General features: G+C 62.2%; 13 protein-coding genes. 7 read left to right on the top strand and 6 right to left on the bottom strand.

Features of this window, described 5'->3' with window-relative positions; all coding sequences use genetic code 11:
- The first annotated feature begins 85 nt into the window (after nucleotides 1–85).
- A complete protein-coding gene (locus tag AC3WMV_RS14405) occupies nucleotides 86–2,035 on the top strand; it encodes a hypothetical protein (protein ID WP_103368387.1) in 1,950 nt (649 codons plus the stop codon).
- 121 nt (nucleotides 2,036–2,156) lie between these two features.
- Here the strand turns inward: AC3WMV_RS14405 and AC3WMV_RS14400 are convergent, their stop codons facing one another.
- Nucleotides 2,157–2,906, bottom strand: coding sequence for a substrate-binding periplasmic protein (locus tag AC3WMV_RS14400; protein WP_027613266.1), 750 nt, complete (start codon nucleotides 2,904–2,906; stop codon nucleotides 2,157–2,159).
- Between the two features lie 143 nt (nucleotides 2,907–3,049).
- Between AC3WMV_RS14400 and dnaX the strand changes: the two genes are divergently transcribed.
- The 5 genes from dnaX (at nucleotide 3,050) to AC3WMV_RS14375 (ending at nucleotide 8,862) form a co-directional block, all read left to right on the top strand.
- Nucleotides 3,050–5,131 (top strand): DNA polymerase III subunit gamma/tau, encoded by a 2,082-nt coding sequence (gene dnaX / locus AC3WMV_RS14395; RefSeq protein WP_103368388.1) that lies wholly within the window; start codon nucleotides 3,050–3,052, stop codon nucleotides 5,129–5,131.
- A 67-nt stretch (nucleotides 5,132–5,198) separates the two neighbouring features.
- A complete protein-coding gene (locus tag AC3WMV_RS14390) occupies nucleotides 5,199–5,537 on the top strand; it encodes a YbaB/EbfC family nucleoid-associated protein (protein ID WP_003223337.1) in 339 nt (112 codons plus the stop codon).
- Between the two features lie 263 nt (nucleotides 5,538–5,800).
- Nucleotides 5,801–6,835 carry an NADPH-dependent curcumin/dihydrocurcumin reductase gene (gene curA, locus AC3WMV_RS14385; RefSeq protein WP_103368389.1) on the top strand — a complete coding sequence of 345 codons (1,035 nt, stop codon included), beginning with the start codon at nucleotides 5,801–5,803 and terminating at the stop codon, nucleotides 6,833–6,835.
- 66 nt (nucleotides 6,836–6,901) lie between these two features.
- Nucleotides 6,902–7,504: a recombination mediator RecR gene (recR, locus tag AC3WMV_RS14380; protein WP_007965550.1), complete on the top strand. Its 603-nt coding sequence runs from the start codon at nucleotides 6,902–6,904 to the stop codon at nucleotides 7,502–7,504.
- A gap of 209 nt (nucleotides 7,505–7,713) precedes the next feature.
- On the top strand, nucleotides 7,714–8,862 hold the full coding sequence (locus AC3WMV_RS14375) for an acyl-CoA dehydrogenase family protein (RefSeq protein ID WP_103368390.1): 1,149 nt from the start codon (nucleotides 7,714–7,716) through the stop codon (nucleotides 8,860–8,862).
- Between the two features lie 110 nt (nucleotides 8,863–8,972).
- Here AC3WMV_RS14375 and AC3WMV_RS14370 read toward each other — a convergent pair whose 3' ends face one another.
- Both AC3WMV_RS14370 and fnr read right to left on the bottom strand, forming a co-directional pair.
- On the bottom strand, nucleotides 8,973–9,521 hold the full coding sequence (locus AC3WMV_RS14370; protein ID WP_003223345.1) for an adenine phosphoribosyltransferase: 549 nt from the start codon (nucleotides 9,519–9,521) through the stop codon (nucleotides 8,973–8,975).
- A gap of 78 nt (nucleotides 9,522–9,599) precedes the next feature.
- The gene (fnr, locus tag AC3WMV_RS14365) at nucleotides 9,600–10,334 is read right to left on the bottom strand and encodes a fumarate/nitrate reduction transcriptional regulator Fnr (RefSeq protein WP_003223347.1); all 735 of its coding nucleotides are present in this window, start codon (nucleotides 10,332–10,334) and stop codon (nucleotides 9,600–9,602) included.
- Nucleotides 10,335–10,489: 155 nt separating this feature from the next.
- Between fnr and AC3WMV_RS14360 the strand changes: the two genes are divergently transcribed.
- On the top strand, nucleotides 10,490–10,972 hold the full coding sequence (locus AC3WMV_RS14360) for a hypothetical protein (RefSeq protein WP_103368391.1): 483 nt from the start codon (nucleotides 10,490–10,492) through the stop codon (nucleotides 10,970–10,972).
- Here AC3WMV_RS14360 and hemN read toward each other — a convergent pair.
- From hemN to ccoS, 3 genes are all read right to left on the bottom strand, one after another.
- Nucleotides 10,969–12,351 (bottom strand): oxygen-independent coproporphyrinogen III oxidase, encoded by a 1,383-nt coding sequence (gene hemN, locus AC3WMV_RS14355; RefSeq protein ID WP_103368392.1) that lies wholly within the window; start codon nucleotides 12,349–12,351, stop codon nucleotides 10,969–10,971. The two genes, AC3WMV_RS14360 and hemN, sit on opposite strands and share 4 nt — an antisense overlap.
- A gap of 195 nt (nucleotides 12,352–12,546) precedes the next feature.
- Entirely contained in the window at nucleotides 12,547–13,230 is a 684-nt protein-coding gene (locus AC3WMV_RS14350; RefSeq protein ID WP_103368393.1) for a sulfite exporter TauE/SafE family protein, read from the bottom strand.
- Nucleotides 13,223–13,435, bottom strand: coding sequence for a cbb3-type cytochrome oxidase assembly protein CcoS (ccoS, locus tag AC3WMV_RS14345; RefSeq protein ID WP_007965536.1), 213 nt, complete (start codon nucleotides 13,433–13,435; stop codon nucleotides 13,223–13,225). Before ccoS ends, AC3WMV_RS14350 begins: the two co-directional genes overlap by 8 nt.
- Nucleotides 13,436–13,439: the final 4 nt, after the last annotated feature.

Genomic DNA, 13,439 nt, shown 5'->3' with positions numbered 1-13,439 from the left:
TCAGTCACCAAGGTTGAACAGTGGCATACTCCACCGTCTTGCTGCGCGCGTCTTTGACAAGTTCGCGCCCTGGCTACGAGGTTGTATGCACCCGGAACATCACGATTTATCCACCGCCGTGTACTTGCCCGTGACGGATGAGACCTGCGCCAGCCTGTTGCAGCCCGATGGCGCAAAAACCCTCGGCGAGTTGACGGATGCGCAGCTGGCCGCCGTGCTGGTCATCCAGAATCTGGCTCAGGCCACCGAAAAGGATCTCACCGCCGCAGCGGCGGAGAAGGTGCTTGCGCGCCTGATCGCCTGGGCGGTCGATGGCGGGGCAGGGCTGCTGTCCGAGGCGCAACGGCTGTTCGACCCGCGCCAGTTGTACTTCGGCCTGAACGCCATCAGGGGATTGAACCTGCGATTGCTGTTGGCCGAAGAGGTGGCGGCGCAGGATTACCTGCTGCCCGATGGCAAGTGGGATGACGAGTTCAAGACGCGCCACCACGCGATCAACAATCCGTTCAGCCAGCAGATGATCAGCCCCGCGCACCGCGAGCGCTGGCTCAGCGCCGCGCAGGACAAACTGGTCAGAACCTTCCGCGCCAACCTCGATGAAGACCTGCACGTGCAAGGCTATGCCGGGATCGGCAAAAGCCACTTGGTCGGTGCCTTGACCGAGTGCCTGGACCCGGGGAAAACCCTGTTGCTGGCACGCACCCCGGAAAAACTCGCGACCCTGTGCCAGCGCATGGGCGTTGCCAGTGAACGCAAGCCAGGCATCACCTTTGAGGCGTTCGCGCGCGGGCTGATTTATGGGCGCAAGCCACAGCCGGCAAGCGCCGCCGGCCGAGTCGCGAGTAAACAGAGTCTGGCGCAGGAGCTGAACATCCTCGGCTTTCGCGAGCATGACGCGCAACGCACCCTGAACGTCTGCCTGGAAACCCTCGAGCGCTATTGCCACTCCCGGGACTACAGCCTGTCGGCGCATCATCTGCCGTATTTCAAACTGTCCTTGTCCGGCCTTGAGTCCAAAGTGTTGCTGGAGTATTCGAGCCGCGTCTGGACTTACCTTGAGGCCAACCCGGCGTGGGGCCGGCAGAGCGGCTTTGAAGCCTTGTTGCTGATCAAGCGTGCAAGCCTTGCGGGCTGCGTGGTGCCGCCGCGTTATACCCACGTGCTGATCGACGAGAGTCAGGACATTCCCGCTTCGCTGCTGCAGATTATCGAGCGTGGCCGACAGGTGCTGATCACGCTGGGCGATGAGTACCAGCACGCCGAGCGTGATCTGGTGAAGAGAAAGCGTGAGGTGCGCCAGAGCGATATCACCTACTCGGTACGCTCGGGACGAAACGTCGAGCGTCTGGTCAATCCGCTGATTTCCCGGCACTCGGAAAAGAGCAAGGTGCCGTTCGAAGGCGCGCGTGAAGCTGACGTCGGCATCGAGTTTTATCCGCAGGGCTTTGTCCCGCCCGAAGGTTGCGTGGTGCTGACGGCGTCCCCTTGGGACACCATGAAGTGGGCCATGCAACTGCACGATGCCAATTGCCTGTTCAGCTTTGCCGACACGAAAGCCCAGCGCGACCTCGAGCACTTCATGATCACCGCCATCGAACTGTTCAGGGTCGACTTCTACAGTGCCGAACACAGCGAGAAGGGCCCGCATCGCTATTTCAGCGATCTGCCGAAGTGGCAGCAGGTGCGCGATGCCAACCAGTTCGACGAGGCGTTTCTGTGGGTCGAGGCCGAACTGGAGAAGGGCTTCAAGGTCGCTGACTTGACCCGGCTCAACCGGATGATCGGCGGCCCCGGCAAAAGCTGCCTGCTGATGCAGGCGCACGAGGCGGGCGGCATGGAGTTCGACCGCGTTCTGCTGACGCCCGAGCTGCTGACCAACGTGCAGTTCAAGGACGCCTACGCGTTCGATCAGCGGATCTGCGCCGTGTACATCGCCATCTCCCGCGCCCGGCAGCAGCTTTACCTGCCGTACGATGTGGTCGAATGGATCGAATTTCACGACTACCAGAAGTTCCGCGAGTCGCACGGCTACTGAATAATTCTCTGTCGGAAATGTCCCCCTGTGGGAGCGGGCTTGCTCGCGAAGGCGGTGTGCCAGTTAACGAATCAGGTGACTGACACAACGCCTTCGCGAGCAAGCCCGCTCCCACAATGGGTTATGGGGTGGCTTCAGCGGACCCGGTATACAACCGGATGATGTCATCAATCTCCCCCGACATTTTCATCCGCAACAACGTGCGCAAGATTCGCTGCACCGGCACCTGAGGATCATTCCTCACGTAGCAGCCCACATGCTGCTCCTGCAGCACCGCGACGCCGTGCAGTTGCTGCCCGGGCAGCAGACGCTGATTGAACCAGTCGAGTGTCCATTGATTGCTCACCGCATAGCGGTAGCGGCCGGCCAGGAGTTTTTCCAGCACTTGTTCCTGATTACGCGCGTCCTCGCGTTGCAGGCGATCGGCGTCGAACAGCGGTTGCAGGGTCGGATAGGTATAGCCGAGCACGGTGCCGATCGATTGGCGGGGCAGGTCGGCAGGGTCGACGCGGGGCGGCTGAGCGTCGCGGCTGATCAGCAAATCGCGCTGGAACAGCAGCGGAAGGCTCCAGATATAGTCCCCGGACTGATTCGGCAGCCACGATTGTGCGGCATAGCAGCGCACGTCGACTTCACCGTGCTCCATGGCGTTCTGCACCCGGGCGCGCGGCAGGACGTGGAATTCGGCCGGCACGCCGACCTGCGTCGCAAGGCTGAGCATGATGTCGTGGAGGATGCCCTGGGTCGGGCGGCCGTGGTCGATCTGCACCATCGGCATCGCCCAGCTGTCGGCCACGACGAAGCGCAGCGGCGGTTCGGCCGCGCTCACGCTCAGACTGATCCCCAACAAAGCTCCCAAGGCCCAACGCATACATGCTCCGATGAGTCCCGATCACGAGCGAAATTTCCCCGCCAACAGCAGCTTAGCCAGATTAGACGAGCACACCGGATGCAATTTTGCCCTTGCTCCGCTAGCATTAGCCGCTTCAGCTTCCTTCGTTGCGACGGTTTTCGATGAGTTATCAGGTTCTTGCACGTAAATGGCGTCCGCGCTCGTTCCGCGAAATGGTCGGCCAGACCCATGTGCTCAAGGCTCTGATCAATGCCTTGGACAGCCAGCGGCTGCACCACGCGTACCTGTTCACCGGTACCCGCGGGGTCGGTAAGACCACCATTGCGCGGATCATTGCCAAATGCCTGAACTGTGAGACAGGTATCACTTCCAGCCCTTGCGGCGAGTGTTCGGTGTGCCGCGAGATCGATGAAGGGCGCTTCGTCGACCTGATCGAGATCGACGCCGCGAGCCGGACCAAGGTCGAAGACACCCGCGAGCTGCTCGACAACGTGCAGTACGCGCCGAGCCGTGGGCGCTTCAAGGTCTACCTGATCGACGAAGTGCACATGCTCTCCAGCCATTCCTTCAATGCGCTGTTGAAAACCCTCGAAGAGCCGCCGCCGTACGTCAAGTTCATCCTGGCGACGACGGATCCGCAGAAACTTCCGGCAACGATTTTGTCGCGTTGCCTGCAGTTCTCGCTGAAGAACATGACGCCCGAGCGCGTGGTCGAGCATCTGACCCACGTGCTCGGCGCCGAAAACGTGCCGTTTGAAGACGACGCGCTGTGGTTGCTGGGCCGCGCCGCTGACGGCTCGATGCGTGACGCCATGAGCCTGACCGACCAGGCCATCGCCTTCGGTGAAGGCAAGGTATTGGCCGCCGATGTGCGGGCGATGCTCGGCACGCTGGATCACGGCCAGGTCTTCGACGTGCTGCATGCACTGATCGAAGGCGACGCCAAGGCGTTGCTCGAAGCCGTGCGCCACCTGGCCGAGCAAGGCCCGGACTGGAACGGCGTGCTCTCGGAAATTCTCAACGTGCTGCACCGCGTCGCCATCGCCCAGGCCTTGCCTGAAGGTGTCGACAACGGTCATGGCGACCGTGACCGCGTATTGGCATTGGCTCAGGCGCTGCCGGCCGAAGACGTGCAGTTCTATTACCAGATGGGCCTGATCGGTCGCCGCGACTTGCCGCTGGCGCCGGACCCGCGTGGTGGTTTCGAGATGGTCCTGCTGCGGATGCTGGCCTTCCGGCCGGCGGATACGGCGGACGCCCCGAGGCAACCGCTAAAGCCAGTGGGGATCAGCCAGGCCACAGTTGATTCCGTAAACTCAGTGGCTGCCGCGCCCAAGCCTGCGCCGGTAGTCGCTGCGGCTGTTGCGCCTGCACCGGTGGTTGCGCCAGCGCCGGCTCCAGCGCCTGTGGTGGTGGCTGCGCCGGCACCTGCGCCAGAAGCAGAACCTGAACCGGTCGTCGCCGAAGCGCTGGTCGACCTGCCGTGGAACGACCCGGTCGAACCCGAGCCAGAACCTGAGCCGGTGCAGCAACCAGCCGTCGAGCCGGTACTGGAAACCGCCAGCGAGCAGCCCGAGTTGCCGCCGATGCCGCTGCCGACCCCGGACAGCGTGGTGCCGGATGCGCCGGAATGGGCTGCCGCGCCGATTCCTGAGCCGTCGGTCGCCGAAGTCGATGCCGCCACTCCAGGCATGGACCTCGACGATGAGCCGCCGCTGGACGAAGACTACATTGAGCCGGACATGGATTCGGCCTACAGCTACCTCGACGATCTGGCCAGCGAACACACTGCCGAGCCAGCCCCGGAACCCGAGCCGGAGCCTGCCGCCGCGCCGGCCACCGGTCTGGCGTTGCAATGGCTGGAGCTGTTCCCGCAATTGCCGATCTCGGGCATGACCGGCAGCATCGCCGCCAACTGCACGCTGATCGCGGTCGATGGCGACCACTGGCTGATGCACCTGGACCCGGCGCACAGCGCGCTGTTCAACGCCACGCAACAGCGGCGCCTGAACGATGCGTTGAACCAGTTCCACGGTCGCACGCTGACCCTGACCATCGAGTTGATCAAGCCCGAGCAGGAAACCCCGGCGCAGGCCGCGTCCCGTCGCCGGGCCAACCGTCAGCGCGAGGCGGAAGAATCGATCCACGGTGATCCGTTCATCCAGCAGATGGTCCAGCAGTTCGGTGCAGTGGTGCGACACGATACTATTGAACCTGTCGACGCCTTGGTCGCCCAAGGCTAATAACAGAGGGCGTTCGGCGTTAAGTGCCGGGCGCTGTTTTGATCCAAGTACTTTTGAGGTGATTCCCATGATGAAAGGTGGCATGGCCGGCCTGATGAAGCAGGCACAGCAGATGCAGGAAAAAATGGCCAAGATGCAGGAAGAACTGGCCAACGCCGAAGTCACCGGCAAGGCTGGTGGCGATATGGTCACCGTGGTAATGACCGGTCGTCACGACGTGAAAAGCGTCAGCATCGATCCAAGCCTGGTTGAAGGCCTGAGCGAAGACGACAAGGAAATGCTCGAAGCTGTGGTCGCCGCCGCCGTCAACGACGCCGTGCGCAAGATCGAAGCCAACAGCCAGGAAAAAATGGGCAGCATGACCGCCGGCATGAACCTGCCAGCAGGTATGAAACTGCCATTCTGATTCGCCAATGCGGGTTGGATGAGCTACACAAAATGCCAGGCATCGCGCCTGGCATTTTTGTTTCTGGCTCCTGGAGGTGCGGTGTCTTTGATGCCGCCTTCGCGAGCAGGCTCGCTCCCACATTTGGAATGCATTTCCCTGTGGGAGCGAGCCTGCTCGCGAATGAACTCACCTCGGTACAACTGAATAAACATCGAACGCCCCAATGCCACAAAGGTCTGCTCCCTATACCCCCGAGTTCATCATTCACAGGAGACGCTGACATGTCCGACCCTCTGACCCTCAACCAACGCTTCGTCCTCGCCTCGCGCCCGGTCGGCGCGCCGACTCCGGAAAACTTCCGTCTGGAGCGCGAAGCGTTGCCTGATCTCGAAGACGGCCAGGTGCTGCTGAAAACCCTGTACCTGTCGCTGGACCCGTACATGCGCGGGCGCATGAGCGATGCACCGTCCTACGCCGCGCCGGTACAAATCGGCGAAGTGATGACCGGTGGCGCTGTCAGCCGTGTCGAGAATTCCCGTCATCCGAAATTCCATCAGGGCGATCTGGTGGTCGGCCTCACCGGCTGGCAGAGCCACAGCATCAGCGACGGCCGCAACATCATGCCGATTCCGTCCGGCCTGCCGAGCCCGTCGATGGCGCTCGGCGTGTTGGGCATGCCGGGGATGACCGCGTACATGGGGCTGATCGACATCGGTCAGCCGAAAGAAGGCGAGACCCTGGTGGTGGCTGCAGCGTCCGGTGCGGTCGGTTCAGTGGTCGGTCAGGTGGCGAAGATCAAGGGCCTGCGCGCCGTGGGTGTGGCCGGTGGAGCCGACAAATGCAAATACGTGGTCGAAGAACTGGGGTTTGATGCCTGCATCGATCACAAGGCGCCGGACTTTGCCGAACAATTGGCCAAGGCCTGCCCGAACGGCATCGACATCTATTACGAAAACGTTGGCGGGCATGTGTTCGATGCCGTGGTGCCGTTGCTCAATCCCAAGGCGCGAATCCCGCTGTGCGGGCTGATTGCCGGTTACAACGCCACTGAGGTGCCGCAAGGCCCGGATCGTCTGCCGATATTGCAGCGTACGTTGCTGACCAAGCGCGTGCGGATTCAAGGCTTCATCGTGTTTGACGACTACGGTGACCGCCAGCCGGAATTCATCAGCCACATGGTGCCGTGGGTGCGCGACGGCAAGGTCAAATTCCGCGAAGACGTGGTGGAAGGTCTGGAGCAGGCACCCGAGGCGTTCATCGGTCTGCTGGAGGGACGCAACTTCGGCAAACTGGTGGTGAAGGTTGCCCAGGACTGAGCATTTGACGCTGGCCAGAGGCGCGGGTATAAACCGCGTCTCGTTGTTTTGTCGGACTTTTTACCAATGAGCTTCAGCCCTTTGATTCGCCAACTGATCGACGCCCTGCGCACTTTGCCGGGCGTGGGTCAGAAAACCGCCCAGCGCATGGCGTTGCAGTTGCTCGAGCGTGATCGCAGCGGCGGCACGCGCCTGGCCCAGGCCTTGAGCCAGGCCATGGAAGGGGTGGGTCACTGCCGTCAGTGCCGCACGCTGACCGAAGACGATTTGTGCCCGCAATGCGCCGACACGCGCCGCGACGACACGCTGCTGTGCGTGGTGGAAGGGCCGATGGACGTTTATGCGGTGGAGCAAACGGGTTTCCGTGGGCGCTACTTCGTGCTCAAGGGCCACCTGTCGCCGCTCGACGGCCTGGGGCCGGAAGCTATCGGTATTCCGCAGTTGATGGCGCGCATTGAAGAGGCGGGCACGTTTACCGAAGTCATCCTCGCCACCAACCCGACGGTGGAAGGTGAAGCTACTGCGCATTACATCGCTCAACTTCTGGCCAACAAAGGCCTGATCGCCTCGCGGATTGCCCACGGTGTGCCGTTGGGTGGGGAGCTGGAGTTGGTGGATGGCGGGACACTGGCCCATTCGTTTGCCGGGCGTAAGCCGATTTCCCTCTGACAGGTGTGTTGCCTGAACTGGCCCCATCGCTGGCAAGCCAGCTCCCACAGTGACTTCGGTCGTTCACAAATGTTGTGCACACCAAAAAAACCTGTGGGAGCTGGCTTGCCAGCGATGGGCGCACCTCGGTCTGACTGATTCACACAAACTTATTGAAAACCAAGCAAGCGCTCGGTTAAGTTCGGTAAACCCCTCAGTGGAGTTCGCCGATGCCTGCTTTCCAGGATTACTTCGACCCCAGCCACCAAATGGTCCGCGACAGCGTCAGACGTTTCGTCGAGCGCGAGATCCTGCCGGACATCGATGCGTGGGAAGAAGCCGAAAGCTTTCCCCGTGAGCTGTACCTGAAGGCCGGGGCGGCGGGAATTCTCGGCATCGGTTATCCAGAAGCGCTGGGCGGCAGCCACGAAGGTGATGTGTTCGCCAAGATCGCCGCCAGCGAAGAACTGATGCGCTGCGGTTCCGGTGGTCTGGTCGCCGGCCTTGGATCGCTGGATATCGGCCTGCCACCGATCGTCAAATGGGCCCGGCCCGAGGTGCGCGAGCGCGTGGTGCCGGCAGTGCTCAGTGGCGAGAAAATCAGCGCGCTGGCGGTCACCGAGCCCGGCGGCGGTTCCGACGTCGCCAACCTGCAAACCCGCGCCGTGCGTGACGGCGACGTCTACCGGGTCAGCGGCAGCAAGACCTTCATTACCAGTGGCGTACGCGCCGACTTCTATACCGTCGCAGTGCGCACCGGGGCGCCGGGTTTCGGCGGCATCAGCCTGTTGCTGATCGAGAAGGGCACCCCAGGCTTCACCGTAGGCCGCCAGCTAAAGAAAATGGGCTGGTGGGCCTCGGACACCGCTGAACTGTTCTTCGACGATTGCAGGGTGCCTGTGGGCAATCTGGTCGGCGCCGAGAACATGGGCTTCGCCTGCATCATGGGCAATTTCCAGAGTGAACGGCTGGCGCTGGCGCTGATGGCCAACATGACCTCGCAGCTCGCGCTCGAAGAGGCGCTGAAGTGGGCGCGCGAGCGTGAGGCGTTCGGCAAACCGATCGGCAAGTTCCAGGTGATCAAGCATCGGCTGGCCGAAATGGCCACGGCGCTGGAAGTATCGCGCGAGTTCACCTACCGCCAGGCGGCGAAAATGGCGGCGGGGCAGAGCGTGATCAAGGAGATTTCCATGGCCAAGAACGTCGCCACGGACACCTCGGACCGGATTACCACCGAGGCAGTGCAGATTCTTGGCGGCCTGGGTTACATGCGCGAAAGCCTGGTGGAGCGGCTGTATCGGGATAACCGCATTCTGTCGATTGGCGGCGGGACGCGGGAGGTGATGAACGAGATTATCAGCAAGCAGATGGGGCTTTAGGTTCTGCGTTGAGGCGGCCGGCCCCTTCGCGAGCAGGCTCGCTCCCACAGGAGAATGCATTCCAAATGTGGGAGCGAGCCTGCTCGCGAAAGCGGTCTGACAGGCGCTACTTACTTATCAGTCAGGGCAAACTGCGTCAGGCAGAAGGTAGGGATGCCCATATCTTCCAGACGCTGCGAACCCCCCAACTCCGGCAGATCGATAATCGCCGCCGCCTCATGCACCCGCGCGCCCATGCGGCGTATCAGGTTGGCCGCGGCGATCAGCGTGCCGCCAGTGGCAATCAAATCATCGAACATCACCACCGAATCGCCCTCACACAGGCTGTCGGCGTGCACTTCGAGGAACGCTTCGCCGTACTCGGTCGCGTAACCTTCGGCCAGCACGTCCGCGGGCAGTTTGCCTTGCTTGCGGAACAGCACCAGCGGCTTGTTCAGCTGGTAGGCCAACACCGAACCGATCAGGAAACCGCGCGCATCCATCGCGCCGATGTGGGTGAAATCGGCTTCCACATAACGGTGGGCGAAGCTGTCCATCACCAGGCGCAGGGCCTTGGGCGACTGGAACAGCGGGGTGATGTCGCGAAAGATCACGCCCGGTTTCGGGAAGTCGATCACGGGGCGGATCAGGGATTTGATGTCGAAGGAGTCGAAGACCATCGTCGAGGTGTCCTGGCAGGGCTGCAAACGGCGCAGTATACCCGCGGCTGAAACGCTTCGCTCAACCGCGGATCGAGATCAGCCTTCGAGCGAGCCGCCGGCCAGGGCGCAGAGCTGGATCGGGTCGAGGATGTGGATCTCTTTGCCCTCGGCGGCGATCAGTTCGTTCTGCTGGAAGCGGGTGAATACCCGGGACACGGTTTCCACCGCCAGGCCCAGGTAATTGCCGATCTCATTGCGCGACATGCTCAGGCGGAACTGGTTGGCCGAGAACCCGCGAGCACGGAAGCGGGCCGACAGATTGACCAGGAACGTGGCGATGCGCTCGTCGGCGGTTTTTTTCGACAACAGCAGCATCATCTGCTGGTCGTCACGGATCTCGCGGCTCATCACCCGCATCAACTGACGGCGCAGCTGCGGCAGTTGCAGGGCCAGTTCATCAAGGCGTTCGAAAGGAATTTCACAGACCGAGGTGGTCTCCAGGGCCTGGGCCGACACCGGGTGTTTCTCGGTGTCCATGCCGGACAGGCCGACCAGTTCGCTCGGCAAGTGGAAACCGGTCAGTTGTTCTTCGCCGCTGTCGCTCAGGCTGAAGGTCTTCAGGGCGCCGGAGCGTACTGCATAAACGGAATCGAAGGTGTCGCCCTGGCGGAACAGGAACTCACCCTTTTTCAACGGGCGGCCACGTTTAACGATTTCGTCCAGCGCATCCATGTCTTCCAGATTCAGAGAAAGTGGCAGGCAGAGAGGGGCCAGGCTGCAATCCTTGCAATGGGCCTGGTTGTGAGCGCGCAGTTTGACTGGCTCGGACATTTCTTAAATCCTTGTGGGAAAACACACATAAGCCGTAAGGGTAACCCACGGGAGGACATTCAGGCCAGTCTGCGGCGAGTTTGTCCCACGGGCGTTAAGCCGCAGGGCAAGTGGCCGATAAAGGGGTATCACCACGCATGCAAGGAATCGCTTCGATGGCCGCCATTGACACGCTGAACCCCGGTAGCAGCGGCGTTGCGTCTGTGCCGAGCACCGCCAGGACAGGCACCGACAGCGAGCAGAATGCCGCCTCTGCGCCGTTGGCAATCCCGACCTTGGTCGAGGGCGTCAAAGTGTCGCTGTCCGGCGCCTCGATCGAAAAATCCTTCAGCGTCGGTGGTGAGAACAGCGACATCGAAGACAGCGGCTTGCCCGAGAACGTCCAGCAGTTGCTGAAGATGATCCGCAAACTGCAAAAAGAGATCGCCGAGAAGAAAGCCCGGATGGCGGCGGTCATGTCCGACAGAACACTGACCAACGAAGCCAAGGTCAATATGCTCGCCGCGCTGCGCGGTGCCATCGCCGCCCTGAATACCGGGCTGATCAGCGCCAATCTGGCCCTGTCCAAAGTCATGGATCAGTCCGGCCTCACCTCCGAGCAGAACCTCAAACTCGGCTCACTGCTGACGAAAAACTAGATCACCCGCGAGAAGCGCTGGCGGTTCTGCTGTTCCAGATACGCGTCGAACACCATGCACACCGAACGCACCAGCAGACGCCCGGCCGGCAACACCTCGATGCGCTCGCGTTCCAGCGTGATCAATCCATCGTTGGCCATGCCTTGCAGTTGCGGCCACAGCGCGCCGAAGTAACCCTGAAAATCGATGTTGAACGCCTGCTCGATTTCGGCGAATTCCAGGCTGAAATTGCAGATCAGTTGCTGGATCACCGCGCGGCGCAGGCGATCGTCGGCATTGCACACTAGGCCACGGCTGGTTGCCAGTTGCGCGGCGGCGAGGGTGTTCTGGTACTGGTTCAGATCGCTGTTGTTCTGGCAGTAGAGGTCGCCGATCTGGCTGATCGCCGACACCCCAAGACCAATCAGGTCGCAATGACCGTGGGTGGTGTAGCCCTGAAAGTTGCGCTGCAGGGTCTGCTCTTCCTGGGCAATCGCCAGCTCGTCGTCGGGCAGGGCGAAGTGATCCATGCCGATGTAACGGTAGCCGGCGGCAGTCAGTTGTTCGATGGTGCGCTGAAGCATTTCGAGTTTCTGCGCAGGGCTCGGCAGCTCGTGGCTGTTGATCCGCCGCTGCGGCATGAAGCGCTCCGGCAAGTGCGCATAATTGAACACCGAGAGCCGGTCCGGTTGCAGGCTGATGACCTCCTCGACGGTGCGCGCAAAGTTCTCCGGGGTCTGCTTCGGCAGGCCGTAGATCAGGTCGATGTTGATCGAGCGAAATTGCAGGGTGCGCGCGGCGTCGATCACCGCGCGGGTTTCTTCCAGGCTTTGCAGGCGATTGACCGCCCGTTGCACCGCCGGGTCGAGGTCTTGCAGGCCGATGCTGACCCGGTTGAAGCCGAGTTCGCGCAACAGCCCCATGGTCGACCAGTCGGCCTCGCGTGGGTCGATCTCGATACCGTAGTCGCCGGAATCGTCATCCAGCAGATTGAAGTGTTTGCGCAGGTGCGCCATCAACTGCCGCAGTTCGTCGTGGCTGAGAAAGGTCGGAGTGCCGCCGCCGAAGTGCAGTTGCTCGACTTTCTGCGCCGGTTCCAGGTGACAGGCGATCAACTGGATTTCCTGCTCCAGCCGCTGCAGATACGGCTGTGCGCGACCGCGATCCTTGGTGATGACCTTGTTGCAGGCGCAGTAGTAGCAAATGTTCGCGCAGAACGGCACGTGCACATACAGCGACAAGGGGCGCAACGCCTTGCGGCTGTCGCGCAGGGCGTGGAACAGGTCGAAGGTGCCGACCTGGCTGTTGAATTGCACGGCGGTCGGATACGAGGTGTAGCGCGGCCCCGCCAGGTCGTAGCGGCGGATCAGATCAGTGTCCCAACGAATGGCGTCGAGCATGCGGGCATTCCCCCGGATAGGCTGGCAGTGTGGCGAGTCTAGGGGAGGGCGCGGCGGGGCATCTTGATTTGTATCAACGGGGAGGATTCGTATAAGTCACGCGGCCCCATCGCGAGCAGGCTCGCTCCCACAGGAGATTTGTGGCGTACACAAAACCTGTGGGAGCGAGCCTGCTGGCGAAGGCCGCGCCGCCGGTCAGTGGCCCATCAGCCAGTGCTGGTGCGGCCCCGGCAGGGTCCAGATGCCGAACAGGATCACCAGCAGACCGCCGGCCATGCGCACGCTGCGTTTACGCAGCAACGCCGTAACCCGCTCGGCCGCCAGCCCGGTAGCCAGCAGCACCGGCCATGTGCCCAGCCCGAACGCCAGCATCAACAACGCACTGTCCAGCGCATTGCCCTGGCTCGCCGACCACAGCAGCGTGCTGTAAACCAGTCCGCACGGCAGCCAGCCCCATAGCGCGCCGAGCAATAACGCACGGGGCAGTGTCGACACCGGCAGCAAGCGATTGGCCACCGGCTGAATGTAACGCCACAAACCACGACCCAGGCTTTCGATGCGGGTCAGGCCGCTCCACCAGCCGGCCAGATACAGGCCCATGGCGATCAGCAGCAACCCGGCGAGAATTCGCATGACCATCGCCGCCGGGCTGTTCGCCACCGCCCAACCGGCAAGGCCGATCAGCAAACCGGCGGTCGCGTAACTGAGGATCCGTCCGAGGTTGTACGCCAGCAGCAGACGAAAGCGTCGGCTGCGCTGTTCCTTGGGGATCGCCAGGGTCAGCGCGCCCATCAGGCCGCCGCACATGCCCAGGCAATGCCCGCCACCGAGCAGGCCGAGGATCAGCGCGGAAACCAGCAGCGGCGCCAGCTCAAGCATGGGGTGGCGCCTTGTCCTGCGGTTTGTCGGCTTTAGCTTCGTCCACGGCGGCGGTGTGGTTCGGGTCCTGATCATCGAACAGGATGCTGTGGGCCGGGCCGTCGAGGTCGTCGTACTGCCCGCTGTCCACCGCCCAGAAGAAGATGTACACGGCGATGGCCACGATCAGCAGGGCGGCCGGGATCATCACGTAAAGAGCTGGCATCGGT

The sequence above is a fragment of the Pseudomonas sp. FW305-3-2-15-E-TSA4 genome, from assembly GCF_058787295.1.
This window is presented reverse-complemented; position numbering and strand designations above follow the sequence as displayed.

What these genes read in the sequence shown, in the direction of transcription:
- AC3WMV_RS14405 (WP_103368387.1), top strand. Translation starts at nt 86, where the DNA reads ATGCACCCGGAACATCACGATTTATCCACCGCCGTGTACTTGCCCGTG.
- AC3WMV_RS14400 (WP_027613266.1), bottom strand. Translation starts at nt 2,906, where the DNA reads ATGCGTTGGGCCTTGGGAGCTTTGTTGGGGATCAGTCTGAGCGTGAGC.
- dnaX (WP_103368388.1), top strand. Translation starts at nt 3,050, where the DNA reads ATGAGTTATCAGGTTCTTGCACGTAAATGGCGTCCGCGCTCGTTCCGC.
- AC3WMV_RS14390 (WP_003223337.1), top strand. Translation starts at nt 5,199, where the DNA reads ATGATGAAAGGTGGCATGGCCGGCCTGATGAAGCAGGCACAGCAGATG.
- curA (WP_103368389.1), top strand. Translation starts at nt 5,801, where the DNA reads ATGTCCGACCCTCTGACCCTCAACCAACGCTTCGTCCTCGCCTCGCGC.
- recR (WP_007965550.1), top strand. Translation starts at nt 6,902, where the DNA reads ATGAGCTTCAGCCCTTTGATTCGCCAACTGATCGACGCCCTGCGCACT.
- AC3WMV_RS14375 (WP_103368390.1), top strand. Translation starts at nt 7,714, where the DNA reads ATGCCTGCTTTCCAGGATTACTTCGACCCCAGCCACCAAATGGTCCGC.
- AC3WMV_RS14370 (WP_003223345.1), bottom strand. Translation starts at nt 9,521, where the DNA reads ATGGTCTTCGACTCCTTCGACATCAAATCCCTGATCCGCCCCGTGATC.
- fnr (WP_003223347.1), bottom strand. Translation starts at nt 10,334, where the DNA reads ATGTCCGAGCCAGTCAAACTGCGCGCTCACAACCAGGCCCATTGCAAG.
- AC3WMV_RS14360 (WP_103368391.1), top strand. Translation starts at nt 10,490, where the DNA reads ATGGCCGCCATTGACACGCTGAACCCCGGTAGCAGCGGCGTTGCGTCT.
- hemN (WP_103368392.1), bottom strand. Translation starts at nt 12,351, where the DNA reads ATGCTCGACGCCATTCGTTGGGACACTGATCTGATCCGCCGCTACGAC.
- AC3WMV_RS14350 (WP_103368393.1), bottom strand. Translation starts at nt 13,230, where the DNA reads ATGCTTGAGCTGGCGCCGCTGCTGGTTTCCGCGCTGATCCTCGGCCTG.
- ccoS (WP_007965536.1), bottom strand. Translation starts at nt 13,435, where the DNA reads ATGCCAGCTCTTTACGTGATGATCCCGGCCGCCCTGCTGATCGTGGCC.